Genomic DNA, 26,586 nt, shown 5'->3' with positions numbered 1-26,586 from the left:
ATCTGCCTCATGCGCCTCGTCGACAAGGTCGCTCTGATTACCGGCGGCGCGAGCGGCATCGGCCGTGCGACCGCCTCGCTCTTCGCCGCGGAGGGAGCAGCTGTCGTCATCGCAGACCGCGATGGCGCGGCAGCCGAACAGGCGGCACGGGATATCGGAGATCGCGCCACCGCCGTTGAGATGGACGTGTCACGTGCAGCCGAGGTAACGGCGGGGGTCGCAGCGGCAGTCGCAAGCCACGGGCGGATCGATATTCTCGTCAACAACGCAGGATACGGGGCACGTGGTTCGGTCGTCGAAACCGAGGAAGAAGCCTGGGACGCATTGATGGCCACCAATCTGAAGGGCGTCTATCTGTGCGCCAGGACGGTCATCCCGCTGATGGAAAAACAGGGCGGCGGCGTCATCGTCAACACCGGCTCGTATACCGCGAGCGCGGCCATTCGCGACCGCGCCGCCTACGTCGCTTCGAAGGGTGGCGTGGTCGCCCTTTCCAGGGCCATGGCGCTCGACCACATCGATCAGAACATCCGGGTGAATTGCATCGCCCCGGGGACGATCTTCTCGCCGTACTTCGACAAGATGCTAGCCGCTGCCCCAGATCCTGCGGCGATGCAGCGTGAGTTGGACGGGCGAGCACCGATCGGACGCATGGGCCGGCCGGACGAGATCGCCAGGGCCATTCTCTTCCTCGCCTCCGACGATTCCGCGTTCGTCGTCGGCAGCGTGCTCACAGCCGATGGCGGAACGACCGCCTGGTAGGCTGTTTTGCAGATGGTCGCCGGGATTCGGCGCCAAATCAGCGGAGGTCGTTTGACAGTGACTCAAACTCACCGCTCGACTTGGTGCCGAATGAGGGCTCAAGCACAAAAATATCGCACCGGCGCCTGACGAAAACTTGGGCGAGCAAGGCCCATCAGACAAATACAGCTGTCCCCCGCGCGTCCGCTGGAGACTGGCTTTGGCCAGACTTCGGTTTCCAGAGGCGAAGGTTCCGAGAGCAAGAGGGCGACGATGATGCTGGCATCGGTGAGCATCAGCCTAGCTCTCGCCGCCACTCCGACCCCCACGACGTATCGAGGGCGCTTATGATTTAGCCCAGATATATACCGTCATCGCCAATACCATGATCTGCACCCTAGAGAATGCGCGCGATCCGTCAGCGCGCGGCAGGCATTAGGACTTGCCCCATGCTTTGTCAGCTGTAAGGCTATCCAAAATACAAACCGCGCGACGACGCGGGATCACATCGGGAGGCGTCGATGAAAGCCCACATTTTAAGCACGCTTGCCTGTGCGCTCGCCCTCGTCGCGCCGGCGGCAGCGCAGAGTCCGATCGTCATCAAATTCAGCCACGTCGTGACGACAGACACGCCCAAGGGTCAGGGTGCGGAGCGTTTCAAGCAACTCGCCGAAGAGCGGACCAAGGGTGCGGTCAAGGTCGAGATCTACCCGAACAGCACGCTTTATAAAGACAAGGAAGAGGTCGAGATGCTTCAACTCGGCGCCGTGCAGATGCTGGCGCCGTCCACGAGCAAATTCGGGCCGCTCGGCGTCAAGGAATTTGAGGCCTTCGATCTCCCCTATATCTTTCCAAACGAGCAGGTGCTGCGGAAGGTACAGGATGGTCCCATCGGCCAGGGCCTGTTCAGGAAGCTGGAGTCCAAGGGCATCAAGGGCCTCGGCTACTGGGACAACGGCTTCAAGATCCTGACGTCCAACAGGCCGATGCACGGGCCGGAAGATGTGAAAGGCCTGAAGTTTCGCATCCAGTCCTCGAAGGTGCTCGAGGCGCAGTTCAAGGCGGTCGGCGCGCTGCCGCAGGTGCTGGCGTTCTCAGAACTCTACCAGGCGCTCCAGACCGGCGTGGTCGACGGCCAGGAAAATCCGCCGTCCAACATCACCACGCAGAAGGTCAACGAGGTGCAGAAACACGCGACCCTGACCTATCACGGCTACGTCGGCTACGCGGTGATCGTGAACAAGGGCTTCTGGGACGGCCTTCCCGCCGACATCCGCACGACGCTCGAGGGCGCGATCAAGGATGCGACGGACTACGAGCACCAGATCGCCGACAAGCAGAACGAGAAGGCGCTCGCTGACATCCGCTCCACTGGTAAGACTGAGGTCTACACCCCGACCGAGGCCGAGAACGCCGCGTGGCGCAAGGCTTTGAACCCCGTCCAGAAGGAGATGGCCTCGCGCGTCGGCAAGGACCTGGTCGCGGCCCTGAACAAGGAAGCCGAGGGCGCGCCGAACAACTGATCCGATAATCCGCTATTGGGTCTCGACACCATGATCCTCAAGATTCTCGATCGGCTCGAAGAATTACTGATCGGCACGCTGATGGCGGCAGCCACGGTCATCACCTTCGCCACCGTGGTGCATCGCTTTCTCTCGGGCATCCCAGCGTTGCAAGACTATACCGACCGGCTCGACTTCGGTTGGTCGCAGGAATTGTGCATCTACATGTTCATCTGGGTCGCCAAGTTCGGGGCGGCCTACGGCGTGCGCACCGGCATTCACGTCGGCGTGGACGTGCTGGTCAACCGCCTGCCACCGCGCGCGCGTCGCACCATGGTTCTCGTCAGCCTTGGAGCAGGCGCGCTGTTTACCGGCATTGTCGGAACGCTCGGGACCAACTTCGTCTGGCGCATTGGCCACACCGAGCAAACCACGCCGGACATGGAGATCCCGGTCTGGATCGTCTACCTCGCGATCCCGCTCGGCTCCTACCTGATGTGCTTTCGCTTCCTGCAAGTAGCCTGGACCTTCTACAGGACGGGACACCTGCCAGCGCGCGATCACGCCCATGTCGACGGCGTCGAAACCGTCGAGGGCGTCGACCCGATCCAGTTGGCGCGCGAGGGAGGCCCGGCATGAGTGGACTGATCATCTTCGGGCTGCTCATCGCCCTGATGCTCACCGGCATGCCGATCTCGATCGCGCTCGGCCTGACGGTGCTGACATTCCTGTTCACCCTGACCCAGGTGCCAATCGAGAGCGTTGCGCTCAAGCTGTTCACCGGGATTGAAAACTTCTCGATCATGGCGATCCCGTTCTTCATCCTGGCCGGCAATTTCCTGGCTCATGGCGGCGTCGCCAAGCGGATGATCAACTTCACCACGTCACTCGTCGGCCACTGGCCGGGGGGACTGGGCCTCGCGGGCGTCGTGGCCTGCGCCCTCTTTGCCGCCGTCTCAGGGTCGAGTGTCGCCACGGTGGTCGCCATCGGATCGATCATCCTGCCGGCGATGGTAGCCGAGGGCTATCCAAAGCGCTTCGGCGCCGGCGTGATCACCACCTCGGGCGCGCTCGGCATCCTTGTGCCGCCCTCGATCATCCTCGTGCTCTACGGGGTGTCGACGAACTCTTCGATCGGCAACCTGTTCCTGGCCGGGGTGATGCCGGGCATCGTGCTCTCGGCGATGCTGGCTGCCGTCACCTTCATCATTGCCAAGAAGCGCGGCTATCCCCGGATGCCGAAAGCGTCCTGGACGGAGCGTCTGCGCGCCTTCCGGGAGAGCGCCTGGGGCCTGTTCCTCGTGGTGATGGTGATCGGTGGCATCTACGCCGGCATCTTCACGCCGACTGAGGCGGCGGCCACCGCCGCCGTATACGCCTTCGTCATCTCAGTGTTCGTCTACCGGGACCTGAAACTTTCCGACGTGCCGCGCGTGTTGCTGGCCTCCGCCAACATGAGCGCGATGCTGCTGTACATCATCACCAACGCGGTGCTGTTCTCGTTTCTGATGACCTCGGAGAACATCCCACAGACGATGGCGGCGTGGCTCATCGCGATGAACTTCAGCCCGCTGGTCTTCCTGCTTGTCGTCAACATCATCCTGCTCATCGCCGGCAACGTGATGGAGCCGTCCTCGATCCTGCTGATCATGGCGCCGATCCTGTTCCCGATCGCGATCAAGCTCGGCATCGACCCGATTCACTTCGGGATCATCATGGCGGTGAACATGGAGGTCGGCCTGTGCCACCCACCGGTCGGGCTCAACCTCTACGTCGCGAGCGGTATCGCCCATATGGGCATCTCCGAACTCACCGTCGCCGTGATGCCGTGGCTGCTGACCATGTTGGCCTTCCTCGTCCTCGTGACCTACTGGCCGGGCCTGTCGCTGTGGCTGCCCAGGGCGCTGGGGGCGATATGAGGAGACGCCCATGAGCACCCCGACGCCGGAACCAGCCCCGCGCTGGCGCTCCTTGCTGTTCGTGCCCGCGCACGTGCCGCGCTTCATTGACGGCGCGCACAAGCGCGGTGCGGACGGGCTGGTCCTCGACTTGGAGGACGCCGTGCCGGCCGGCGAAAAAGCCGGTGCCCGCGACCGGCTGGCGGACGCGATCCGCGCGGTCTCCCGCGATGGCGCAGTGGCGATGGTCCGGGTCAATCACGGCCTGCGCGACCTCGTGCGCGACCTTGAGGCCGCGGTGGTGCCGGGGCTAACCGCGCTGGTCGTACCGAAGGTCGAGCATGCCGGCTACGTTGCGGAAGTGGCTGACGCAGTCGCCGGGATCGAGGCCGAGCGAGGTATGCTGCACGGTAGCGTACGCCTCGTCCTGCAGGTCGAGACGCCGGCGGCGTTCCCGCATCTCGACGCGATCGCCTCGCACCCCCGCATCGCGGCCATGACTCTCGGCCCCGAGGACTACGCCGCCGCGATGGGCGGCGTGCCTGACCCCGACACGTTGCTGGTGCCGAGTTTTGCCGTCCTGCGGGCGGCGCGGGCCGCAGGAATCTTACCTCTCGGCTTCATCGACAGCATCGGTGCATACCGCGATTTGGACGCCTTTCGCGCGACGGTGGAGCGGGCCCGACGCTTCGGCTTCCGTGGTTCGCTCGCCGTGCACCCGGCGCAAGTGGCTATCCTCAACGAAGGATTCGGACCGACGGCCGTGGAAATCGATTGGGCGCGCCGCGTCGTGGCCGGCAACATCGCTGCACAGGTGGAGGGACGCGGTGCGTTCGAACTCGACGGGCGCATGATCGACGCGCCGGTGGTGCGCCGTGCCGCCGACATCCTGGCGTCCGCGAGCACCTGATGGCCGATACGGTCCGTGAGCTTCCCTCCGAGATTGCCGGTTATGGAGCGGTCCGACCCTATACGGGCGCTTTCGACAATCTCGGCACCCTGACGCGTGCCGTCCGGACGGTGCACGCCGCTCGGCCCGGAGCCGACAAAGTCCTGCCCAATATCGACGCCGCGATTCGCGCCTGCGACTTGCGCGACGGCGCGGTGATCTCGTTCCACCATCATCTGCGCAACGGCGACGGCGTGCTCAACCGCGTCCTCGACGCGGTCGCGCGCGCGGGGCTGCGAGACATCACCGTGGCGGCCAGCGCGCTCTTTCCGGTCCACGCGCCGTTGATCGGCCATATCCGCAGCGGGGTCGTCACCGGCCTCGCCGCGAGCACAATCTACGGGCCCCTGGCGAAGGCAGTCTCGCACGGCATCCTGGCGCGTCCGGTGCTGATGTACACGCACGGGGGCAGGGCGCGCTGCATCGAATCCGGGGACCTCCGGATCGACGTGGCTTTCGTCGCCGCGCCCACCGCCGACGCCTACGGCAATCTCACTGGCGCGGTCGGCCGGGCAGCCTGCGGTCCGCTCGGCTACGCGGTGACGGACGCTCAGGGGGCCGAACGCGTCGTGGCGATCACCGACACCCTCGTGCCTTATCCCGCGGTGCCGATCGAGATCGGCCAGGACTGGGTGGACTTCGTGGTGGCCGTGGACTCGATCGGTGACCCATCGCAGATCGTCTCAGGCACGACGATGGCGACCACGAACCCGATCGCGCTCGGCATCGCAGACACGGCCGCCCGAGTCATCGCGGCATCCGGCCTCTTGAAGGACGGCTTTTCGTTCCAGACGGGGGCAGGGGGGGCCTCACTGGCGGCGGCTGCATACCTCGGGCGGATCATGTCTGAGCGGGGTGTGCAGGGGAGTTTCGCGGCGGGCGGCATCACGGCGGGCATCGTCGAGATGTTCGACGCCGGCCTGTTCCGCGCGCTGATGGATGTGCAGGCTTTCGACCACGCGGCGGTGGACAGCTTTCGCCGCAGCGAGGCGCATCAGACCATGTCGGCCTCGATGTATGCCAACCCGCACAACCGCGGCTGCGTCGTGAACCGCATCGATGCCACGATCCTCGGTGCTGCCGAGATCGACCGCGCCTTCGACGTGAACGTGACCACCGGGACCGACGGCGTTATTCTGGGCGGATCCGGAGGGCACGCCGATACCGCGGCGGGCGCCAAGTTGACTGTGATCACGACCTCGCTCGCCGCCGGGCGCCACGCAAAGGTGGTTGAACGTGTCACCACGCGCACCACGCCGGGCGAGACGGTGGATGTCGTCGTAACGGACGGCGGGATCGCCGTGAACCCACGTCGCCCGGAGCTGGCCGAGCGGCTCCACGCGGCTGGCCTACCGCTCACCACCATCGACTCATTGGCCAACCGTGCGGCGGAACTGGCGCCAGTTCCGCCCCGAGACCGAAGCCACGACGGTCGGATCGTAGCCGTCGTCGAGTACCGAGACGGGACGGTCATCGACGTCGTGCGTGCCGTTCCTGAGACATGAGAGTGCTCAATAGCCCAGCCGGTCAGCGCTGCACGGGACTGAATTAACGCGCTCGATGCCGGTGCCGTTACTGGTTCGGCGTCGGTGAGCGCGTGACATCCAGGGACTGGAGGCAGGCTCACACAGGACGTGCCCGGCCCCCATGCGATGCGTTGACGGCAACGTTCGGACATCGAAATTAAAAACGTCCAGGGAACGAACCATGCAGACGATCGATCACGGCAGCTACAGTGACATCCGCGATGCGGTGCGAAGCCTCTGTGCTGAGTTCCCCGCGGAATACCACCGGAAGATCGACGAGGCGCGTGGCTACCCTGAGACATTCGTCGACGCGCTGACCAAGGCCGGCTGGATGGCCGCCCTGATCCCGGAGGAATACGGCGGTTCGGGTCTCGGGCTTACCGAGGCTTCTGTGATCATGGAGGAGATCAACCGCTCAGGCGGCAACTCAGGTGCCTGCCATGGGCAGATGTACAACATGGGCACTCTGATCCGGCACGGGTCGGAGGAGCAGAGACGCAAGTACCTGCCTCGCATCGCCGAGGGCGAATTGCGGCTCCAGTCGATGGGTGTGACCGAACCGACCGCCGGCACCGACACGACCCGCATCAAGACTCTCGCGGTTCGCAAAGGCGACCGCTACGTGATCAACGGGCAAAAGGTCTGGATCTCACGGGTCCAGCACTCTGACCTGATGATTTTGCTCGCCCGCACCACACCGTTGAATCAGGTCACCAAGAAATCTGAGGGCATGTCGATCTTCATCGTCGACCTGCACGAAGCTCAGAAAAAAGGCATGACCGTTCGACCGATCCTCAACATGGTCAATCACGAGACCAACGAGTTATTTTTCGACGACCTGGAGATCCCCGCCGAAAATTTGATCGGCGAGGAAGGCCAGGGCTTCAAATACATCCTCACCGGGCTCAACGCCGAACGCACCCTGATCGCAGCCGAATGCATCGGCGACGGGTACTGGTTTATCGACAAGGTCACAGCCTACACCAAGGAGCGCCATGTCTTCGGCCGCCCGATCGGACAAAATCAGGGCGTGCAGTTCCCGATCGCCGAGAGCTTCATCGAGATCGAGGCGGCCAACCTGATGCGCTACGAGGCCTGCCGATTGTACGATGCGCACCAGCCCTGCGGCGCCCAGGCCAACATGGCCAAGTACCTCGCGGCGAAAGCGTCCTGGGAGGCGGCCAACGCTTGCATCCAGTTTCACGGCGGCTTCGGCTTCGCGGCGGAGTACGACGTCGAGCGCAAGTTCCGCGAGACCCGTCTCTACCAAGTCGCGCCGATCTCCACGAACCTGATCCTCTCCTACGTCGCCGAGCATATCCTCGGCCTGCCGCGGTCGTTCTGATGGCGACGCGGCTTCCCCTCGAGGGTCTCGTTGTCGTCGCGATCGAGCAGGCGGTGGCGGCGCCGTTCTGCACCGCCCGTCTCGCGGATGCGGGCGCGCGGGTGATCAAGGTCGAACGGCCGGAGGGCGATTTCGCCCGGGGCTACGACGACGTCGTCCCCGGCGGGCAGAGCAGCTACTTCGTGTGGCTCAACCGCGGTAAAGAATCCTGGACTCTCGATCTCGCTACGAACGCAGGCAGACGCGCACTGCGTGATATGATCGTCGGAGCGGACGTGCTCGTGCAAAACCTCAAGCCCGGCGCTCTTGATCGGATGGGGCTTGGGGTCGAGACCCTCTGCGGCGAGTACCCCCGTCTGATCGCCTGCTCGATCAGCGGCTACGGCGAGACGGGGCCGCTCGCGAGTCGCAAGGCCTACGACTTGCTGATTCAGGCTGAGTCCGGCCTGTCCTCGATTACGGGGGGCCCTGACGAGCCGGCGCGCGTCGGCATCTCGATCGTGGACATCGCCACGGGTGCCACCGCGCAGGCGGCGATCCTGGAAGCGTTGATTGCCCGTGGCATTACCGGCCGCGGCGCCGATATTCGGATCTCGATGTTCGACGTGATGGCCGATTGGCTGACCGTGCCCCTGTTGCATCACGAGGGTGGACGGTCGCCAAAGCGGGTCGGCCTCGCGCACCCGTCCATCGCCCCCTACGGCGTATTCAAAACGCGGGACGGCAAACAGATTCTAATCTCGATCCAGAGCGACCGGGAATGGGTGAAATTCTGCGCCCTACTTCTGTGCGACGACGCGGTGGCTAAGGACGAGCGCTTCGCCACCAACGTCGCGCGCACGCGCAACCGCGGCGAGACCGACGCCCTGGTCGCGCGCGCCTTTGGGGGCCTCGACGAGGCCCAGGCGACAGCCCGGCTGACGGAGGCAGATACCGCTTTCGCGTCAGTCAACGATATGGAGGCGTTGGCGAGCCATCCGCACCTACGGCGGATCACCGTGGACACCTCGACCGGCCCCGTCGCCTTCCCGGCCCCGGCTGCCGTCGTGCGGGGCGAGGAGCGCACCTATGGCCCGGTCCCGTCACTTGGCCGATCGAACCTCCTCGACCCATGAACGATAGGCCGACCTCGCGACGACGGGTGATCCCATGAAGCGCAACTCGGAGCCGGTGGACATCGACCTTCTACGATCCTGGATCGGTCGGTCGCGCGAGAAGGCAGACCGGATCACACCGCGCATCTTCGACGCGTTCCACGCTACGTTCGGGCAGCTTCTGGCACCGGGGGAGGGAGATGTTGCTCCGCCAGCGCTCCATTGGTGTCTGGCGCCCGAAACGCCGCCGGCCGACGCCCTCGGGCCGGACGGACACGCGGCCAAGGGTGGGTTCCTGCCGCCAGTGCCACTTCCCCGAAGGATGTGGGCGGGTGGCACGGTCGAAACTCTCGACACCCTGCGCCTGGATGACCTGGTGACGCGCCGTGAGACGGTGCGGGACGTCGTCTTCAAGGAGGGCCGCAGCGGTCGCCTCTGCTTCGTAACAGTCGATCATGTCGTGTCGACGGCGCGCGGCGTCGCCATCCGCGAACAGCAAGACATCGTCTACCGGGACAAGCCGGGCGCCTCATCGGTCGCGGCATCGACGCCGCAGCGAGACCTACCGTCGGATTACGCGGAGACACTGTCTATCGTAGCGACGCCCACGCTCCTGTTTCGCTACTCAGCAATGACCTTCAACGGCCATCGCTTCCACTACGATCGCCCCTACGCCACCGAGGTGGAGGGCTACGCCGATCTAGTCGTGCATGGTCCCATCCAGGCGACGCTGCTGATGAATCAGGCCGCCCGGCTGATCGGCCACGTTCCGCGCCACTTCATGCACCGGGGCGTGTCCGCGCTCACTGCCAACCAGACGTTTCGCATCTGTGGGCGTCTCGACGGCGACGGCCGTTTTGACGGTGTGACGCTGGATCAGACCGACGAGGTTTGCATGCGGGCAGAGGGCCACGGAGGGGCGGCATGACGCCCTCGAGGTTCTCGCCAGAGCGCTGAACGACGTCGCCCTCTGACTGAGACGCGTCATGACCCTGTTCAACGCGAACGATCAGACCCGGCTGTTTCGGTCAGCTGGCTTTCTGACTCGGACTGGAGATCTGCGGCGAGCCGTTCCTCACGCCTTGCGGTCCGCCTACGTAAACTCGGTGATCGCCTTTCACCAATGCCGTTCGGCTTGCAAACTCGCGTTGTCCTACCCGCAGGGTAAGCGGCGAGGCGGCCCCCGGATATCGAGCGCCCCCACTGAGAGACGCCTCACTCTGATGAGAAGGGGTTTGAGAGGAGCAAAAGTGGTGCGAGAGGAGCTATCTGCTGTGCACAGCAGGACCAATCAAAAGATTTTAGATTTGTTGTAAAAGTCAATCCCGCAACCAAGAGTGAGGCGCCGCCGACACATTTGTATCGGCGTTATTAAAATAGACCCAACATGCTTCATGTCAATATTAAACCTACGCATCGATTTATGTTGCGACCCCGCGTATTAATTTAACGACGCGCGATCGCAGATCATATCCTCGAACTGCGAGCCGTTTGCTGATTGAGGATTTAGCGGCGAGAATAAGCCCCGAGCGCGGTGGCAACACAGCGCCGACATCCCCAGCAAGCCGATTTCTGGCGCCGCGTCCAGTCGGTCGCTCCGGGGCGCCGGCTATGTGCCGGGAAGCGACGGTCACCGGTCAATCGTGTTCGAACGCGTTGTCGTGACATCATCGGCAGCTCAGTTGCAGACCTCCTTCGATTGCCGGTCCATGGGGAGCGACATTCGGCCAAATGCGTCGCTGAACCTGGACGGGGTGTCAGCCGTGCGACTGGACGAATTTGACTTTGCGGCGTCAGTTGTGCGGTCGAGATTGAAGCATAAAATCTAGAGGCGCCGGCATGCTACGACGTTTAGGGATTGTCGTTCGTCCTGCCCTCGCGGCTCCGTCAGGTCCGGATGAACCCCACCTGGTCCAACGCGCTTCTGCGGGGGGATCGCGATGATCGCCGCGACCGACCCGACCGGGGCCGCCGCCTGCCCTTGCTGCCTGCAGCGCCGCGGCTTCATCCGCGGCCTCGCGGGCTTTGGAGCTGTCGCCGCGGCCATCACGATGGACACCGCGCGCGCCGAGCCAGCGCCGCAGGGGCCCCGCTATACAGGCCTCGTGATCGACTGCCACGGACACTACACCACCGAGCCGCCGGCCCTGTTGTCTTGGCGCAAGCGTCAGATCGATGCCATCAACGACCCCGCTCAATCGCCGAGCCCGTCCAGTCTACGAGTGAGCGACGACGAGATCCGCGAGAGCGTGAGCGGGCGCCAGCTGAAGCTTCAGAGCGAGCGGGGCATCTCACTCGCCCTGTTCTCACCGCGGGCGGGGGGCATGGGCCACCATATTGGCACCGCGCGCACCAGCCTCGACTGGTCGATCGTATCGAATGACATGATCCACCGTGTCGCAAGCCTGATGCCGAAGAATTTCGTCGGCGTGTGCCAGCTGCCACAGACACCCGGCGTCTCGCCAAAAAACTGCACGGCCGAGCTGGAGCGCTGTGTAAATGATCTCGGCTTCGTCGGCTGCAACGTCAATCCAGACCCCTCGGGGGGCTACTGGACGGACCCACCTCTGTCCGATCGATTCTGGTACCCCCTCTGGGAGAAGATGGTGGAACTGGACGTGCCGGGCATGGTGCATGTCAGCGCCTCGGCCAATCCCAATTTCCACGCGACGGGCGCGCACTACATCAACGGTGACACCAGTGCGTTCATGCAGTTCGTCACCTCGGACCTCTTCAAGGACTTCCCGACGCTTCGCCTGATCATCCCCCACGGCGGCGGCGCTGTGCCCTACCATTGGGGCCGCTACAGAGGTCTCGCGCAGGACCTGAAGAGGCCGCCTCTGTCCGAGTTGATGCGCAACGTTTACTTCGACACCTGCGTCTATCATCAACCGGGCATCGACCTGCTGCTCAAAGTCGTGCCGCATGAGAATGTGCTGTTCGCCTCGGAGATGGTGGGCGCGGTGAACGGCACTGATCCTGAAACCGGCCACGCCTACGATGACACCAAGCGCTATGTCGATGCGGCTGAAGTGTCCGACACCGACCGGGCGAAGATCTACGCCGGAAATACATTGAAGGTCTACCCGCGACTCGCAAGCAAACTTAAATCGGCCGATCTGATGCCATAAACGAATATCCAATTTGATGACACAGATGGCCCGACAGAACGGCTTCTGTGCGACCGCGCGTTTGCCCGCTGGTCCGCGACGGGAGTCGATAGAGGCCAATCGATTCAGCTCCTCGGCATGGCCGATGCAGACGGATTGTGGCCAGCCTCCCCGGCCATGTTGAATGGGAATCCAGAATGGCGCTGCAAGAAGCATCCAGGTCGCCGGTCCGAGGCGGCCGCGTCGCGATCGCCGGCCTCGGCACGGTCGGGCGCGCCGTAGCGCGGGCGCTCGACGGGGGCGCTATACCGGGACTGAGCCTGACCGCCGTCGCGGTCCGCGACGCCGCTAAGGCTCGCGCCGAACTCGCGGCGCTGGCCGAGCCGCCCGAGGTCGTCACCGCGTTCGACGCCCTGGAGCCGCGGGCCGATATCGTTCTGGAATGCGCACCATCCCAGCACCTCCCCGCGATCGTGCGGCCGTTCGTGACGGCGGGCAAGACGGCCGTCGTGCTGAGCTGCGGAGCGCTCCTCGACAACGAGGACCTCGTGGAGCTCGCCCGCGCCCACGGGGGGCAGATCGTCGTCCCGACTGGCGCGCTGCTCGGCCTCGACGCCGTGACGGCCGCCGCGGAGGGCACGATCCACACGGTGCGCATGATTACCCGCAAGCCCGTGCGCGGGCTCGTCGGCGCGCCCTACCTCGTTGAAAACGGCATCGAGATCGCTGGGATCACCGAGCCGATGCGGGTTTTTGCCGGCAGCCCACGCGAGGCGGCCCGCGGGTTTCCGACAAACCTCAACGTCGCGGTCGCGCTCTCGCTCGCCGGCATCGGACCGGATCGGACCGAGCTCGAGATCTGGGCCGACCCAATCCTCGACCGCAACACCCACCGCATCGAGGTCGAGGCCGACGCGGCGCGATTCTCGATGACGATCGAGAACGTGCCGACTGATGAGAACCCCCGCACGGGTCGCATCACCGCTCTGTCGGTCATCGCCTACCTGCGCAAGCTCGCCGCCCCGCTCAGGGTCGGGACCTAAAGGACCCATCCGGGCTGGCACGCCCTGTGCTGCCACGCTCACGCGCTTGGGCCCGAGGCCGCGCGCGGTTGTCTCTCAGATCCCGGAGCGGTCCGTGACATCGGCGAGCGGTGAGATCCTGTCCGAGATCGAGCGGGTAACGATGCGGCGCGTGACGATGCGGCTCATGCCGCTCCTGATGCTGGGCTTCCTCGTCGCCTTCATCGACCGCGTCAACGTCGGCTTCGCCGCCCTGCAGATGAACGCCGATGCCGGCCTGTCGTCCTCGGTCTTCGGCCTGGGCGCCGGTCTCTTCTTCGTCGCCTATTTCCTGTTCGAGGTGCCCTCCAACCTGATGCTCGAGCGGTTCGGCGCCCGCCTCTGGCTGGCCCGCATCATGATCACCTGGGGACTCATCTCCGCGGCCACCGCGCTCGTCATCGGCCCACTCTCGTTCTGCACGGTGCGCTTCCTGCTCGGCGCGGCGGAGGCCGGCTTCTATCCCGGCGTGATCTTCTACCTGACGCGCTGGTTCCCGAAGGCCTACCGCGCCCGCGTGATCGCCCTCTTCGCGGTGGCCGTGCCCCTGTCGAACTTCGTCGGCTCGCCGATCTCGGCGGCCCTGCTCGGGCTCGACGGCTGGCTGGGTCTGCGCGGCTGGCAGCTGATGTCAATCGTCGAGGCGGCGCCGGCCGTGGTTCTCGGCCTGCTCGTCCTGCGATTTCTGCCGGAGGGGCCGGACCGAGCGCCCTGGCTCGACGAGGCGCAGCGCGGTTGGCTGATTGGACGCCTGGCCGCGGAGCGCGCGGAGCAGCCAACAGTGCGGCCTTCCGTCTGGCGGGTGATCTCCGATCGGCGCGTGATGGCGGCGGGCTTAATCTTCGCCGGAAGTGTCGGCGCGAGCGCGTGCCTGTCGATCTGGCAGCCACAGATCTTCAAGTCCTACGGCCTTACGACGATGGAGATCGGCATGCTCAACTCGGTGCCGTTCGGGATCGCGGCCGGGCTGATGGTGCTCTGGGCCCGACGCTCGGACCGTACGGGGGAACGAGCTTGGCACGTCGCCGGGCCTCAGGCGCTCACCGCACTCTGCCTCGCGGCAGCGCTGGCTGCGCAGGGGCTCTGGCCGACAGTCGGGATCCTGTTCCTGGCAATCCTTGGGACCTACGCAGTCAAAGGCCCGTTTTGGGCGCTGGTCACGGAATGGCTGCCGCCGGGCGCGTCCGCGGCCGGGATCGCGCAGGTCAACGCCATCGGCAACCTCGGCGCCTTCATCGGAACGTATCTGATGGGCGTGATCAAGGACGCGAGCGGCAGCTACGCGCTGGGCTTGCTGCCGCTCGCGCTGGTCACGGCCACGGGCGCCGCGCTCGCGTTGGGACTGGGCCGCACGCGCCCCCCGTTGATCCCCGTCCTGCCAGGCGAGCAGGCGTAGCACATAAACGACGCCCTGCACCGCGGTTCGGGCGGGAGTTCCGCGAGACGATGTCAGCAGCACGCCCTAGCTTCGATTACCGCCCGCTCTTCGCCATCTAGCCGACAGCCCGGCATCACCGTCCGGGAGTGCTGCCCCCCGGGCGATTGGGCGGCGATGCCGCGAGGAGACGCGTCCGGGTACCACCGGGTCCCGCATCACCGGGGCCGCGCTCGGACGGGGGAGGGCTCCCCCAATAAGGGACAGACAACGGCGGACGCGACCCACGGTTTGTGGAGCACGGCGCTCCGTGCTGCAAAATCAAGCGCGCCCAGCTGGTCCGCGAGACGGAGGCGTCACGCCCAAGGAGAGATGCCATGCGCCGAGCTCAGCTTCTGTCGATCGCTTGCTGTACGACCGTGCTGAGCACGCCCGCGGCGGCCGCCGACATCCGCGTGCTTGCAACGGGCGTCTACGCGTCGAGCCTGCGCGACCTCATCGCGTTGTTCGAGCGGCAGACCGGCGACCACCTCGTCCTGACGATCACCAATGCGGGCGGCGTCCTCGCCAAGCTTGCCGCGCACGAAGACGCCGACGTGGTCATGACCGCCTCGGCCGGCGTCGACACGCTCGTCGCGCGCGGGGACGTTCGCGCGGAGACCAAGGTCGAAGTCGCACGCATGCGGCTCGGCGCCGCCGTCAAGTCTGGGACCGCTTTCCCCGACCTGACGGGCGAGGCGGGTTTTCGTGCGACGCTCCTCGCGGCACCCACCGTGGCCTACATCGATCCGAGGGGTGGCGGCACGTCGGGCGCCTTCTTCGACGTGATGTTGACGCGACTCGGGCTCATCGATGCGGTGCACGCGAAGGCCGTTCTCTGCGCCACCGGAGCCGAGGTCGCCGCAGCCGTCGCCTCGGGCAGGGCGACGATCGGCCTGACACAAGCCAGCGAACTCATCGACGCACCCGGAGTGGCGTTCGCGGGCTTCCTGCCCGACGCCCTCAACGCGAGTACGCCCTACGCCGCCGCCGTCACGACGCGGACTCAGGTCCAGCGTTCGGCACGCGCCTTCATCGCCTTCGTGACGGGACCGACCGGCAGCGCCCGGCTGAAGCAAGCGGGTTGGAACGTCCCACCGCACTGAGCGGAGCACCCGTACCAGCAAGGCATCATCAAGGGGTTCAGCGGTCTCGATCAATCGGCGAGGAAGTCGAGCAGGCAGGTATTGAACGCCTCCGCGCTGTCGAGAGACGAGATATGCGCCGCCCCAGGAATGACCGTGAACCGCGCATCGGCCACGGCGTTGCTGACCTCGCGCGCGACGGCGGGCGGAAACAGCTTATCCTCCTCGCCCGCGATCACCAGGGTGGGATGCGTGATGGTCCGGAGGCGACCGGCGACGTCGAACGCGCGCATGCCGAGGGCAACGTTCGCGAGCGAGGATCCGTTGTGTCGCTCGGCTAAGCGGCACCACGTCGCGAAGGTCGCTCGTCCGGCCGAGCTCTGCCGGTACGCCGCATTGAGCATCACAGGCCACGTCGCCTGAAAACGCTTGAGTGGCCCGCCCGGCTGACAAAACATTTCTACCCAGCCGGCGACAAGATCCGCCGTCGCCGGGTCGTTGAACGCAGCCCGCGAGTTCGCGACGACGAGCCGGTCAATCCGCTGCGGCTGCTCGAGCGCGAGCGTCAGCGCGATCATGCCCCCGAGCGACAACCCGCAGACCGAGACGCGCTCGAGCGCGAGATGGTCGAGCAACCCGATGACATCTCGAGTCAGATCGTCCACGGTCGTGACGTCGGTTGCCGGATCCGACAGGCCGTGCCCGCGGAGATCGGGCACGATCACGCTGTAGCCGGCGAATACCAAAGCGGCGACCTGGTTCATCCAGGACCAGCCGGCGTTTGTGAACCCGTGGATCAGCATCACCGGGTCGCCCCGGCCGAGCAGTTCGTAGTGCAGCCGGCGTCCGTCGCGTTCGAAGTGCGGCATCGTCTTAGACCTGACCTGTCGTACCGGAGAGTTCCGCCGTGACCGCTTCCAGCGATTTACCGCGGGTCTCGTAGCCGAGGAGGTAGCCCCCGACGCCTCCGATCAGCAGCAGCATGCCCAGGGCGGTGAAGAAGGCGTAATTGGGGGCGCCGTTACCCAGCATCCATCCGAGCGCCGGCGCCGCGACGATCCCGCCGATCCGCTGCCAGGCCGCGGCCCAGCCCGTCCCGACGGCGCGGTACCGCGTCGGGTAGACCTCGCTCGTGTAGGCGAAGAGTGGTCCGCCCGCACCGCCCGAGGCGAAGAACGCCGTCAGCGCGCCGAGCCCAAGGATCGACCAGGACTCGGTGGCCTGCCCCCAAGCAAACATGAGGAGACCACCGACGCACAGGAACACCGGGACGGTCGTGCGACGCCCCCAGCGATCCAGCAGCAGGCCGCCCGCGATGTTGCCCAGCGCGCCCGTCCCCGCAATCAGACCGGTGAAGGCGAAGCTCTTCACGACCGGAAAGCCCATGCGTGCGAAAATCGACGGCAGCCAGATCGCCACAGCGAAGAACACCGCCCCGCCGGTGAGTTGCATCAGCCAAATGCTCGCGGTCGGTCGGAAGTAGCCGCCGCGCAGGATCGCGCTCAGGCGCGCCGGCTCGGCCGGCGGTCGATGGACGGTCGGCGGCAGCGTCCGCGGGTCGACGGTGCTGAGGCCGTCAACGATGCGGTCGGCTTCGTCGAGGCGACCGCGAGCGATGAGGAAGCGAACGGATTCGGGCAAAAGCGCCCAGAGCACGATCAGTACGAGGCCGGGAACGGCTCCCGCGATGAACATCCCCCGCCACGTGAACGCCGGGATGACGAGGAGGGCGACCATCGCCGCGATGAAGCTTGAGCCCTGCCAAAACGCAACGGTCGAGGCGAGCATGAGCCCGCGTCGGCGGGCCGGGATGAATTCGGAGAGGTACGTGAACACGAGCGGCACCTCCGCGCCCAGACCGATGCCCTGAAGGATCCGCAGCACTAGGAGCGAGTCATGGCTCCAGGCGAACGCGACGGCGCAGCTGAGGACGCAGTAGGCAGCGATCGAGCCGACCATCGTCCATTTGCGCCCGAACCGATCGGCAAGGAAGCCGACACAGGTCGAGCCGATCAGCATGCCGATGAAGACGCTGGAGGCCAGGACGCCGGCCTCGGCCGGGCTCAGCGTGAAGGCCGCGACGATGCCGGGCAGCGCGAAGCCCATCATGTTGATGTCGAAGCCGTCGAACAAATGGCCGAGCGCGGCGGTCACGTACATGCGCCAGTGCTTCGCCGTGAAATCCGACCGGTCGAGGCTCTCAAGCAACTGGCCCGCTTGTACTTGTGTCATCATCAGCCCGATGGTGATCGAATAATCGGATGCTCGAATGGGCATCTTCTTGAGAACGGAGTTGTTTGCAGTCGCGCGCTTCAGCCCTGATCTCAGCAGCCTGAGTTCAAGAGATCCTCAGCACCGCCGGGCGCGTCTAGCGCATGCGGTTCTACGGGTTGCGCGGTGAGGGGCTCATTGGGCCCCTCGGTCGAGCCGTTGGCCTGGGCCGCTTCCACCAGCACGGCCTCTCACCAGCCTTGGTTTGGTCGGATGTTGTAGCCCGGCGGCTGCGTTCGCTCGATCGCCGCAGCCGTCCGCACCACGTCGGCCTCGCCCAGAGTGCGGCCGACGATCTGGAGACCGACCGGCATGCCGTCCGCGGCAAGGCCCGCGCAGACGGAGGCCGCAGGCTGACCAGTGAGGTTGAAGGGATAAGTGTAGAACGCCCAGGAGACGAGGCTGCGGTCGCCGAGCCCCTCGGGGATGTTCCGGCCGGCCTCCAGGGACGAGATCGGCAGGGTCGGCGAGAGCAGGACGTCATGGTCCGCAAAGAAGCGGACCATGCGGTCGCGCAGCGCGTAGCGCGCGAAAACCGTCTCGTAGTACCCACGCATCTCCTGGGCGAGCGCGGCGTCGAGCACGTCGGCGACCGCCGGATCGAGCAGGTCGCGGCGGGTCTCGAGGATGCCGCGCAGCCTGGTCCCGATGCCGGCGTAGAATTCCGCGGTCCATAGATCTGCCGGGTCGGTCTCGAAGACGGTGTCGATCTCCTCGACCACCGCGCCTTGGTCGGCGAGCGCCAGGGCGGCCGTGCGGGCGATCGCGGCGACCTCCGGATCGGGACGGGCGTAGCCGAGGGTCGCGCTCCAGGCGACGCGCAGGCCGGCCACTGAAGCTTGCGCAGCGCCGAGAAGATCGGGCACCGGGCCAGCCACCGCGAAGGGATCGCGCGGGTCGTGGCCGGACATCGCCGTCGTCAGCAGGGCCGCATCGACCACGTTGCGTGCGAGGGAGCCTACATGGGCCAGCGTCGGCGTCGCCGATGTTGGCCAGACCGGCACGCGCCCGAACTGGGCCTTGAGTCCTACGAGCCCGGTGAGCGAGGCCGGGATGCGCAAGGATCCGCCGCCGTCCGTCCCCACGGCAAACGGCGTGATCCCGGCCGCCACCGAGGCGGCCGCGCCGGCGCTCGATCCGCCCGGCGTCTTTTCGAGATTCCAGGGATGTCGGGTGATTCCGGTGAGCGGCGAGTCGCCCACCGGCTTGGCCCCAAATTCACTTGTCGTGGTCTTGCCGATGATGATCGCACCGGCAGCCCGCAGCCGCTCGACGGAGGGGGCATCAGCGGCCGCAATATTGCCCGCCATGGCGCGCGAGCCCGAAGCATAGGGCGCGCCTGCTACCGCGATCAGATCCTTCACCGAGACCGGTAGACCATGGAGGAGCCCGAGGACTCCGCCGCGCATCACCGCCTCCTCGGACCGCCGGGCGGCGGCGCGGGCCTCGTCCGGCATCAGGTGGCAGAAGGCATTTAGCGTCGCTTGGCTGGACTCTGCCAGCGAGAGGGCTCGCGCAGTCAGCTCGACCGGCGAGACCGCGCGCGTCGCGACGAGCCGGCGCAACTCGAGCGCGGTCATGAAGTCGAATTCGGCCGTCATCGATCCACCCTCCCGTCTTGGGCGGCGCCCAAGAGGCGCCGCGATCGAGTCAGTCGTTGACGATGGCGAAGGCGCGTACCGGCGAGCCGGACCCGCCCTTGAACTTCAGGGGCACGCCGAAGAACTGGACCTCGCCCTTGCCCAGGAGTTCCTCCAGGTTCACCAGCCACTCCCAATGGCTCATGCCGAGGTCTCGGCACAGACGGTGCTGGGCGAAAATGTTGTCACTCGGCTTGTCGGTGGAGGGACCCTCGACGCCTTGCATCTTCGAGCCACGCGCGTGCAGCCACTTGGTTGCCTCCGCGGTGAGCAGCGGGTTCTTCCAGACCGAGTCGGGCCCCGGGTAGTTGCGAGCGTGGAAGCCGGTGCAGAGCAGGACGATGTGACCGTCGATCTTCACGCCGCTCTTGGCCTCAGCCGCCTCCATATCGGCGACCGTGATGTCGCCGAGGTCGGGGATGTGGCGCAGGTCGAAGCACACCGCCTTACCCATGAACATCTCAAGCGGCATCTCGTCGACCGGTTGGCCGTTCGGGTTCACGTGGAGGAACGCATCGACGTGCGTGCCGACATGGTCGAGCATCGCGATGAAGTTCGTCTGGAACGTCATTGCGTCGCCGGGGACGCCGAGTCCAAGGGCAGCGGAGCTCTCGTGGCTGAGATGGGTGGTGAGCACCGGCCTCTGAAAGAGCTTGTGGGCCGGCATGTTGTCCTCGATCAGGAGGCTCAGGTCGACGACGCGCTGGGGCATGACGGTTCCTTATCGGGCATGAGAGACCGTTCGCAGCGCCGCCTGGTGCCGCGTCGGATCAGGTCTTCGAGGTGTCGTTCTCAGGCGGCTTTCTTCTTGCCGAGGAAGGTTTCCATGACCTCCGGATCGCGGGCGAGAAGCACGCTCGGGCCGTCCCGCACCACGCGCCCCTGTGCCACCACGAAGGCGTGGTCGGCGATGGCGAGCGCGTAGGATGCGAGCTGCTCGACGAGAAGTATGGTGAGGCCCTGCCGGTTGAGGTCGCGCAGGACGCCGATCAGTTGCTCGACGATCCGGGGGGCGAGGCCGAGCGAGAGTTCGTCGATGACGAGGAGGTCGGGCTCGGCCATCAAGCCGCGGGCGATGGCCAGCATTTGCTGCTCGCCGCCCGACATGCTGCCTGCGGGCTGACGAAGACGCTCACGCAGCCGCGGAAACAGGGCGAGCGACCGTTCCAGGGTCTCCTTCGACCGCATCGTCTTCAGACCGCCGTGAGCATAGGCGCCCAGGATGAGATTGTCCTCGACCGTCTGGTCGGGGAAGATCAGCCGCCCCTCCGGCACCATCACGAGGCCACGAGCCACCTTGGCGTGGGCGGGAAGCCGCGTGATCTCCTCACCCTTGAACAGGACACGCCCGGCGCTCGGCCGCACAAGCCCGGTGAGGCCGCGCATCAGGGAAGTCTTGCCGGCCCCATTGTTGCCGATCACAGCGACGAGCTGGCCGCGGCGTACGCTCAAGCTGGCGCCGCGCAGCGCGGTGACCGCGCCGTATCGCACCTCCAGGTCATCGACCGAGAGAAGGGGAGCGTCGGTCATCAAGCAGCCTCCTCGCTGAGGATGGTGGAAGGGCCGCCGAAATAGGCCTCGATCACCCGCGGATCGGCCTGCACGACGTCCGGCCGATCGCTCGCGATGATCTGACCATAGTCGAGTACCGTCACGGTATCGGCGACCGCCATGATCAGGTCGACGTGGTGCTCGATCAGCAGCACCGACACGCCAAGTCCGGCGATCTTGCGGATCATGACCTCCAGCTCGTCGATTTCCCCGGTGGTCAAGCCGGCGGCGGGCTCGTCGAGGAGAAGCAGCCGGGGTCGTGTGGCGAGCGCCCGGGCGATCTCCAGACGGCGTTGATGGCCAAAGGGCAGATAGCGCGCCTGCTCGTTAGCTGCGTCCGCGAGGCCGACGAAGTCGAGCAGGCCGATGGCTGCGGCGTGGCAAGCAGCCTCTTCACGGCGGAAGCGGGGCGTGCGCAGGATCGCGCTCGGCAAACCGTAGCCAAGATGATGGAAGCCGCCGACCATGACGTTCTCCAGCACCGTCATCTGTCCGAACAGTTCGGTGTTCTGGAAGGTACGGGCCAGGCCACGCCGGGCGATGTCGTGGACCTTCCGACCGGCGAGTTCGGTGCCGTCGAGACGTACACCACCGTCGCTCGGCCGATAGAAACCCGAGATCGTGTTGACGAAAGTTGACTTGCCGGCACCGTTCGGACCGATCAAGGCGTGGATCTCACCGGGAGCGACCCGGACAGTTGCCGCGTCGAGAGCCGTCAGGCCACCGAAGCGGACGGTGAGACCGTTCGTCTCCAGCGCGGCGGGTGCACGCCCAGCCAGGATCGCGGTGGCGGCCGTACCGTCAGCCGGGTCGACACCGCGCGGACCCGGGCGCAGCCGGGCGTAGACATTGCCGAGCGTGCCGAGGATGCCGCCTGGCAGCCCGAACATCACGGCGAGGAGCAGCGCGCCGTAGGCGAACTTCTGCCACTCCGCAAAGCGCTGCAGAACCTCCGGCAGGTAGGTGAGGATGAAGGCCCCGAGCACCGGCCCGAAGGTCGAGGCCGCTCCGCCCAGGATCACCATCAGCAGGAAGCGAACGGAATCCGAGAACGTGAAAATGTCTGGCGAAATGTAGGCGTTGAGGAAGGCATAGAAACTGCCGGCCACGCCCGCCGTCACAGCTGCGACCGCGAAGGCAAGCGTCCGGATACCCGTCGCGCCGATCCCGAGGCTGCGCGCCGCGGTCTCACTCTGAGAGACAGCCAGCATCGCCCGGCCGTAGCCAGAGTGCTTCAGGTTGTGCGTCGCGAGCGTCCCCAGGAAGAGGGTGACGGCGAGCACGGCGTAGAAGGCGTAACCCGATAGGGGGTAACCAAGTAGGTTCGGGCCTGGGATGCCGCTGAGCCCGGTGGTGCCGCCGGTCAGCCCCTGCCACTCGATCGCGACGTTCTCGACGATGAGTCCGAAGGCGATCGTCACTACGGCGAGATAGACGCCGCGGACGCGCACGCTCGGATAAGCGAGCGCCGCGCCAAAGACCCCCGCCACGACAGCAGCGCCAAGGCTCGCGAGCACGAGGTCCAGGCCGAGACGGATCGCCAGGATCGCGCCGGCATAGGATCCAAGCGCGAACAGTCCCGCCTGCCCGAGCGAAACGAGGCCGGTGAGGCCGACCAGAACGTTCAGACCGACCGCGATCAGGCCGTAGATCAGGAACAGCATGAACAGGCGTAGCTCGTACTCGTTGCCGGAGGTGAACGGCACGGCGACGAGGATCGCGGCGAATAGCGCGAAGCCGATGAGGTGGAGAGCCTTCATACCTTGAAGATCTCCCGGCGACCGAACAGGCCCTGAGGGCAGGCGAGCAGCACCAAGATCATCACGCTGAAGCCGACGATCTCGCGGGCCGCCGTCGAGACGTAGCCTTCGACGAACTTCTCCATGATGCCAAAAGCGAGGCCGGCCACGACGACGCCTGGCCCGCTGGTGATCCCGCCGATGATCGCGACCGCGAAACCCTTGAGACCCAGGAGCACGCCCATGCTGGCCGAAGCCTGGATCACGGGGGCAACAAGTACGCCCGCTCCAGCGCCAAGCAGGGCGGCAAGACCGAAAGAGAACATCACGATCCGGTCGACGTCGATGCCCATAAGGGCCGCGGCTTGGCGGTTGTGGGCGACCGCTTGCATCGCACGCCCTACGAGCGTGTGCCGCTGCATCAGGTGCAGACCGATCATCGCCAGCACTGCGACAGCCGGGATCACCAGTTCCTGAGGATAGACGCCCGCTCCGAAGACCGAGATTGCTCGGGCGACGCCAGGCGAGGGCAGCGGGCGTGAGAAGCCGCCGAACTGCATGGTGGCGAGAGCTTCCGCCATGATGCCGACCGCGATGGTGGTGAGCATCCAGCCGATCGAGGCGTTAGCGCCGATGAATGGCCGCACCGCAAGGCGCTCCAGCACGACGCCGAATACTCCCCCCGCCAGAACTGCCAGTAGGCAGGCGAGCGGCAGCGGAATGCCGGCGTCAAGGCCCATCACGGCGATCACGGCGCCGATCATCAGAGTATCGCCGTGGGCAAAGTTCACGGCCTTGGCAGCCGACCACATGATGTGGAAGCCGAGCGCGACCAAGGCGTAGATGCCCCCGATCGCCAGGCCCGAAAGGGTATACTGCAGGGCGGTCGTCATGACTGCGCGGGCCTCTCAATGCGAAGCGTGCAGAGCGTCCACAGGAGTCGGGGCGGTCCGGCCCGGCGAGGGGGATCCGGACGAACCGCCCCAGCCCTCCCGCTAGGGAAGGGGTGAAAGGCGCGTGCCTCAGTTCGACTTACCGTAGGGAGTCTGTCCAATCGGCAGCAGCTTGCCGTCGGACCAGACGGTCAGCTTGTAGTAGCTCGGCAAGATCGCGTCCTGCCGCTCCGGGTCGGAGGCGTCGAAGGCGGGGTCGTACTTGGCGACCAAGCCGTCGTACTTGACTTGGTAGAGAGCTTCGCGGACCTTTTTCCAATCATAAGCGCCAGCTTTTTCGATCGCCTGAGCCACGATGTGGACTGCGTCGTAGGTGTTGGCGATGCCGGAGCCCATCTTGATCTGCGAGGGATCCTTCAGGCCGTACTTGGCCTGAACCTTCTGCCAGAGCGCCTGACCCTTCGGGTCGAGATCACCCATGAAGCTGTAGGTCTGGACAACCTCGATGCCGTTAGCGAGTGGGCCAGCAAGCTCGCCGAGATTGCCGGCGATGCCCCAGGCGCCGATGACGGTGGGTTTGTAGCCGACCTTGTCCATCGAGCGGACCAGCTGATTGCCCTCGCGGTCGAGAGCCCAGAAAAGGGCCACATCCGCGCCCGCGTCCCGTGCGCGGATCGCCTGCGGGGTCATGTCCTGATCGTTCCAGTTGAAGGTCTCGGTAGCGACAAGCTCCTTGCCGGCCTTGGCGATCGCCGCCTTGACATCGGGCACCGCACCGTTGCCCCAACCTGTGTTCTCGTAGAAGAACGCGATCTTGCCACTCTTCGAAACTTTCGCTGCCTGCTCCACCAGGAAGCGGGCGACCCATTTGTCCTTGGCTGAGACGCGGAACATGTAGTTCGGGCTGCGACCGTTCTCGATCGCCTGGGTGTTGGCGGCCAGCACTCCGACGAACGGGATGCCGATGGCATGGACTGGCTCGACCTGCGCCACCGAGACGGTAGAGTGGTAGCCGCCCAGAACCACCACGCATTTGTCAGCGAGTGCGATGCGGCGAGTGTTGTCGACGCCGCGAGGCGGAGCGCCCGCATCGTCGTACTGTACGAAGCGCAACGGCTTGCCCAGAACGCCGCCCTTGGCGTTGATCTCGTCGATGGCGATCTCGGCACCCATCTTGATGGCCTGTCCACCGAAGGCCGCAGGACCAGTTATCGCTGCAGAATTGCCGATACACGGCTCCTGCTGCGCCAGGGCCGCATCCGGGATAGTGAGTATCAGCGGGGCAGCCAGAGAGAGGCCGCGCAAATACTTGTGCGCATCCATGCTATGGTCTCCGATTTCCAGATAGCAGCCCGGGTTCGGCCCTGATGCTCGACGAATTAACGCAAGTCTACGCGCCGAATACAGCCATCATCAAAGACCAAATTCCGATACGAGGTATCGGAATTTCCTATGAGCATTAATCATAGGCGATTTACACCGGAGGATGCGCTCACCAAGCCACTGTGAACACATCGAAAAACATGCCCTCGTGCACATAGCTTGCGCAGATTGCACAGCGCTAGAGCAGTTTGACATCGGCGGCGCGCTGCGCCGATGCTACCGAAGATTCGATAGGATCAGCATGGATCTTCGTCAGCTTCGCTATTTCGCCCAGATCGCCGAGAGCGGAAATGTCTCTCGAGCTGCCGAGGTCTTGCGGATCGCACAGCCCTCTCTCAGTCAACAGATGCGAAATCTAGAAGAGGAGCTCGGTATCGAGTTGCTGTTCCGGCATGCCCGGGGCGTTACACCGACAGAGCTGGGTCTTAAATTTTACGAGCATGCCCGACGTATCCTCCAAGAGGTCGAGCGGGCCAAAGAAAGCGTTCGCTCCCAATCGACGAGTCCGAGCGGGCGCATTTCGGTCGGACTGCCGACGTCGGCCTGCCGGGGCCTATCCCTGCCGTTGCATCGCGCGATGGCGATGGCATTGCCCAACATCACACTGCACATCGTCGAAGCCATGAGCGGTACGCTCGACGAGTGGATTCAATCCGGCCGCCTGGATGTGGCGCTGCTCTACGACCACAAGGCCTTCGAGCATGTGGCTTGGACCGAAATGATGGTCGAGGCTCTGATGTTCGTCGTCCCGGCAGCCCACCCGCTGGCGGCGCAGCATGAAATCAAATTCGAACAGGTCTTCAAGCAGAATTTACCTGTCGTACTTCCAGGGCGGCCGAACGTCCTTCGGGTCGTGATTGAGCAGCTTGGGGCCCGCCACGACGTCACACCAGTTGCTACGGATTGCGAGAGCTTGCCGGCGATCGCAGAGCTGGTGCGTGCTCAGGCGTTTGCGACTGTCATGCCGCACTTCGCATTGGCCGCGGAGATCGAGCGCGGAGAGATGGTTGCTATCCCGATCGTAGATCCGACCCCATCCTGGCGGCTCTCCGTGGTCGTCTCTCAGCGGACTCTCAACGCCCGCGGCAGCGAGGCTGTCGCCGAGGTTCTGGCGAGCGTGATCGGAGATTTGGTCGAGCGCTCCATCTGGCGTGCCCGGCTTAAGCCAACGGACCGTACCGCGCCTGCGCGCAGTCGTGCGTAAAAAGTGGCTCGGGTTCATTTATATTTCAAGGACGACTTAAGGCATCCCAGCCGCAGGCTCGAACGAACGAACAGTATTGATTATGAAAGCCTGCCTTTAGACTGGGAGCCTCGAAAGCGGCTGAGTGGATGGCAGGGCAGCGGGGAGCTTATGGCGGCGGTAGGCGTACCGCCCCGGGGG

At 65.4% G+C, this 26,586-nt stretch carries 22 protein-coding genes; 14 read left to right on the top strand and 8 right to left on the bottom strand.

Annotated features, from left to right (window positions below; all coding sequences use genetic code 11):
• The first annotated feature begins 9 nt into the window (after window positions 1-9).
• From FV233_RS10660 to FV233_RS10600, 13 genes are all read left to right on the top strand, one after another.
• Entirely contained in the window at window positions 10-762 is a 753-nt protein-coding gene (locus tag FV233_RS10660; protein WP_147897466.1) for an SDR family oxidoreductase, read from the top strand.
• 500 nt (window positions 763-1,262) lie between these two features.
• The gene (locus FV233_RS10655; protein ID WP_147897465.1) at window positions 1,263-2,264 is read left to right on the top strand and encodes a TRAP transporter substrate-binding protein; all 1,002 of its coding nucleotides are present in this window, start codon (window positions 1,263-1,265) and stop codon (window positions 2,262-2,264) included.
• Window positions 2,265-2,294: 30 nt separating this feature from the next.
• Window positions 2,295-2,882 carry a TRAP transporter small permease gene (locus FV233_RS10650; protein ID WP_147852822.1) on the top strand — a complete coding sequence of 196 codons (588 nt, stop codon included), beginning with the start codon at window positions 2,295-2,297 and terminating at the stop codon, window positions 2,880-2,882.
• Window positions 2,879-4,162, top strand: coding sequence for a TRAP transporter large permease subunit (locus FV233_RS10645; protein ID WP_147897464.1), 1,284 nt, complete (start codon window positions 2,879-2,881; stop codon window positions 4,160-4,162). Before FV233_RS10650 ends, FV233_RS10645 begins: the two co-directional genes overlap by 4 nt.
• 10 nt (window positions 4,163-4,172) lie before the next feature.
• Window positions 4,173-5,051 (top strand): CoA ester lyase, encoded by an 879-nt coding sequence (locus FV233_RS10640; RefSeq protein ID WP_147897463.1) that lies wholly within the window; start codon window positions 4,173-4,175, stop codon window positions 5,049-5,051.
• A complete protein-coding gene (citF, locus tag FV233_RS10635; RefSeq protein ID WP_147897462.1) occupies window positions 5,051-6,595 on the top strand; it encodes a citrate lyase subunit alpha in 1,545 nt (514 codons plus the stop codon). Before FV233_RS10640 ends, citF begins: the two co-directional genes overlap by 1 nt.
• 202 nt (window positions 6,596-6,797) lie before the next feature.
• Complete coding sequence (locus tag FV233_RS10630; RefSeq protein WP_147897461.1) at window positions 6,798-7,961, top strand: acyl-CoA dehydrogenase family protein; 1,164 nt, start codon at window positions 6,798-6,800, stop codon at window positions 7,959-7,961.
• Window positions 7,961-9,076, top strand: a complete 1,116-nt coding sequence (locus tag FV233_RS10625; RefSeq protein WP_147897460.1) for a CaiB/BaiF CoA-transferase family protein — start codon at window positions 7,961-7,963, stop codon at window positions 9,074-9,076. The genes FV233_RS10630 and FV233_RS10625 overlap by 1 nt, the downstream gene beginning before the upstream one ends.
• A gap of 34 nt (window positions 9,077-9,110) precedes the next feature.
• Window positions 9,111-9,983 (top strand): MaoC family dehydratase N-terminal domain-containing protein, encoded by an 873-nt coding sequence (locus FV233_RS10620; protein ID WP_147897459.1) that lies wholly within the window; start codon window positions 9,111-9,113, stop codon window positions 9,981-9,983.
• A gap of 1,123 nt (window positions 9,984-11,106) precedes the next feature.
• A complete protein-coding gene (locus FV233_RS10615; protein WP_246689958.1) occupies window positions 11,107-12,186 on the top strand; it encodes an amidohydrolase family protein in 1,080 nt (359 codons plus the stop codon).
• A 176-nt stretch (window positions 12,187-12,362) separates the two neighbouring features.
• Window positions 12,363-13,208, top strand: coding sequence for an aspartate dehydrogenase (locus FV233_RS10610; protein ID WP_147897457.1), 846 nt, complete (start codon window positions 12,363-12,365; stop codon window positions 13,206-13,208).
• Window positions 13,209-13,302: 94 nt separating this feature from the next.
• A complete protein-coding gene (locus tag FV233_RS10605) occupies window positions 13,303-14,622 on the top strand; it encodes an MFS transporter (protein ID WP_147897456.1) in 1,320 nt (439 codons plus the stop codon).
• A 356-nt stretch (window positions 14,623-14,978) separates the two neighbouring features.
• A complete protein-coding gene (locus tag FV233_RS10600; RefSeq protein ID WP_147897455.1) occupies window positions 14,979-15,746 on the top strand; it encodes a substrate-binding domain-containing protein in 768 nt (255 codons plus the stop codon).
• 50 nt (window positions 15,747-15,796) lie between these two features.
• Here the strand turns inward: FV233_RS10600 and FV233_RS10595 are convergent, their stop codons facing one another.
• The 8 genes from FV233_RS10595 to FV233_RS10560 form a co-directional block, all read right to left on the bottom strand.
• A complete protein-coding gene (locus tag FV233_RS10595) occupies window positions 15,797-16,594 on the bottom strand; it encodes an alpha/beta fold hydrolase (RefSeq protein ID WP_147897454.1) in 798 nt (265 codons plus the stop codon).
• Window positions 16,595-16,598: 4 nt separating this feature from the next.
• On the bottom strand, window positions 16,599-18,002 hold the full coding sequence (locus FV233_RS10590) for an MFS transporter (RefSeq protein WP_147897453.1): 1,404 nt from the start codon (window positions 18,000-18,002) through the stop codon (window positions 16,599-16,601).
• Between the two features lie 185 nt (window positions 18,003-18,187).
• The gene (locus tag FV233_RS10585; protein ID WP_147897452.1) at window positions 18,188-19,597 is read right to left on the bottom strand and encodes an amidase family protein; all 1,410 of its coding nucleotides are present in this window, start codon (window positions 19,595-19,597) and stop codon (window positions 18,188-18,190) included.
• Window positions 19,598-19,646: 49 nt separating this feature from the next.
• Entirely contained in the window at window positions 19,647-20,348 is a 702-nt protein-coding gene (locus FV233_RS10580) for a cyclase family protein (RefSeq protein ID WP_147897451.1), read from the bottom strand.
• An 80-nt stretch (window positions 20,349-20,428) separates the two neighbouring features.
• Entirely contained in the window at window positions 20,429-21,166 is a 738-nt protein-coding gene (locus tag FV233_RS10575) for an ABC transporter ATP-binding protein (protein ID WP_147897450.1), read from the bottom strand.
• A complete protein-coding gene (locus FV233_RS10570; protein ID WP_147897449.1) occupies window positions 21,166-22,947 on the bottom strand; it encodes a branched-chain amino acid ABC transporter ATP-binding protein/permease in 1,782 nt (593 codons plus the stop codon). The genes FV233_RS10575 and FV233_RS10570 overlap by 1 nt, the downstream gene beginning before the upstream one ends.
• Window positions 22,944-23,819: a branched-chain amino acid ABC transporter permease gene (locus tag FV233_RS10565; protein ID WP_147897448.1), complete on the bottom strand. Its 876-nt coding sequence runs from the start codon at window positions 23,817-23,819 to the stop codon at window positions 22,944-22,946. The genes FV233_RS10570 and FV233_RS10565 overlap by 4 nt, the downstream gene beginning before the upstream one ends.
• Window positions 23,820-23,948: 129 nt before the next feature.
• Window positions 23,949-25,142 (bottom strand): ABC transporter substrate-binding protein, encoded by a 1,194-nt coding sequence (locus tag FV233_RS10560; RefSeq protein WP_147897447.1) that lies wholly within the window; start codon window positions 25,140-25,142, stop codon window positions 23,949-23,951.
• Between the two features lie 301 nt (window positions 25,143-25,443).
• Between FV233_RS10560 and FV233_RS10555 the strand changes: the two genes are divergently transcribed.
• The gene (locus FV233_RS10555; protein WP_147897446.1) at window positions 25,444-26,406 is read left to right on the top strand and encodes a LysR substrate-binding domain-containing protein; all 963 of its coding nucleotides are present in this window, start codon (window positions 25,444-25,446) and stop codon (window positions 26,404-26,406) included.
• Window positions 26,407-26,586 lie beyond the last annotated feature (180 nt).

The organism is Methylobacterium sp. WL7, from assembly GCF_008040085.1.
Classification (GTDB): domain Bacteria; phylum Pseudomonadota; class Alphaproteobacteria; order Rhizobiales; family Beijerinckiaceae; genus Methylobacterium; species Methylobacterium mesophilicum.
This window is presented reverse-complemented; position numbering and strand designations above follow the sequence as displayed.

What these genes read in the sequence shown, in the direction of transcription:
- FV233_RS10660 (WP_147897466.1), top strand. Translation starts at nt 10, where the DNA reads ATGCGCCTCGTCGACAAGGTCGCTCTGATTACCGGCGGCGCGAGCGGC.
- FV233_RS10655 (WP_147897465.1), top strand. Translation starts at nt 1,263, where the DNA reads ATGAAAGCCCACATTTTAAGCACGCTTGCCTGTGCGCTCGCCCTCGTC.
- FV233_RS10650 (WP_147852822.1), top strand. Translation starts at nt 2,295, where the DNA reads ATGATCCTCAAGATTCTCGATCGGCTCGAAGAATTACTGATCGGCACG.
- FV233_RS10645 (WP_147897464.1), top strand. Translation starts at nt 2,879, where the DNA reads ATGAGTGGACTGATCATCTTCGGGCTGCTCATCGCCCTGATGCTCACC.
- FV233_RS10640 (WP_147897463.1), top strand. Translation starts at nt 4,173, where the DNA reads ATGAGCACCCCGACGCCGGAACCAGCCCCGCGCTGGCGCTCCTTGCTG.
- citF (WP_147897462.1), top strand. Translation starts at nt 5,051, where the DNA reads ATGGCCGATACGGTCCGTGAGCTTCCCTCCGAGATTGCCGGTTATGGA.
- FV233_RS10630 (WP_147897461.1), top strand. Translation starts at nt 6,798, where the DNA reads ATGCAGACGATCGATCACGGCAGCTACAGTGACATCCGCGATGCGGTG.
- FV233_RS10625 (WP_147897460.1), top strand. Translation starts at nt 7,961, where the DNA reads ATGGCGACGCGGCTTCCCCTCGAGGGTCTCGTTGTCGTCGCGATCGAG.
- FV233_RS10620 (WP_147897459.1), top strand. Translation starts at nt 9,111, where the DNA reads ATGAAGCGCAACTCGGAGCCGGTGGACATCGACCTTCTACGATCCTGG.
- FV233_RS10615 (WP_246689958.1), top strand. Translation starts at nt 11,107, where the DNA reads ATGGACACCGCGCGCGCCGAGCCAGCGCCGCAGGGGCCCCGCTATACA.
- FV233_RS10610 (WP_147897457.1), top strand. Translation starts at nt 12,363, where the DNA reads ATGGCGCTGCAAGAAGCATCCAGGTCGCCGGTCCGAGGCGGCCGCGTC.
- FV233_RS10600 (WP_147897455.1), top strand. Translation starts at nt 14,979, where the DNA reads ATGCGCCGAGCTCAGCTTCTGTCGATCGCTTGCTGTACGACCGTGCTG.
- FV233_RS10595 (WP_147897454.1), bottom strand. Translation starts at nt 16,594, where the DNA reads ATGCCGCACTTCGAACGCGACGGACGCCGGCTGCACTACGAACTGCTC.
- FV233_RS10590 (WP_147897453.1), bottom strand. Translation starts at nt 18,002, where the DNA reads ATGCCCATTCGAGCATCCGATTATTCGATCACCATCGGGCTGATGATG.
- FV233_RS10585 (WP_147897452.1), bottom strand. Translation starts at nt 19,597, where the DNA reads ATGACGGCCGAATTCGACTTCATGACCGCGCTCGAGTTGCGCCGGCTC.
- FV233_RS10580 (WP_147897451.1), bottom strand. Translation starts at nt 20,348, where the DNA reads ATGCCCCAGCGCGTCGTCGACCTGAGCCTCCTGATCGAGGACAACATG.
- FV233_RS10575 (WP_147897450.1), bottom strand. Translation starts at nt 21,166, where the DNA reads ATGACCGACGCTCCCCTTCTCTCGGTCGATGACCTGGAGGTGCGATAC.
- FV233_RS10570 (WP_147897449.1), bottom strand. Translation starts at nt 22,947, where the DNA reads ATGAAGGCTCTCCACCTCATCGGCTTCGCGCTATTCGCCGCGATCCTC.
- FV233_RS10565 (WP_147897448.1), bottom strand. Translation starts at nt 23,819, where the DNA reads ATGACGACCGCCCTGCAGTATACCCTTTCGGGCCTGGCGATCGGGGGC.
- FV233_RS10560 (WP_147897447.1), bottom strand. Translation starts at nt 25,142, where the DNA reads ATGGATGCGCACAAGTATTTGCGCGGCCTCTCTCTGGCTGCCCCGCTG.
- FV233_RS10555 (WP_147897446.1), top strand. Translation starts at nt 25,444, where the DNA reads ATGGATCTTCGTCAGCTTCGCTATTTCGCCCAGATCGCCGAGAGCGGA.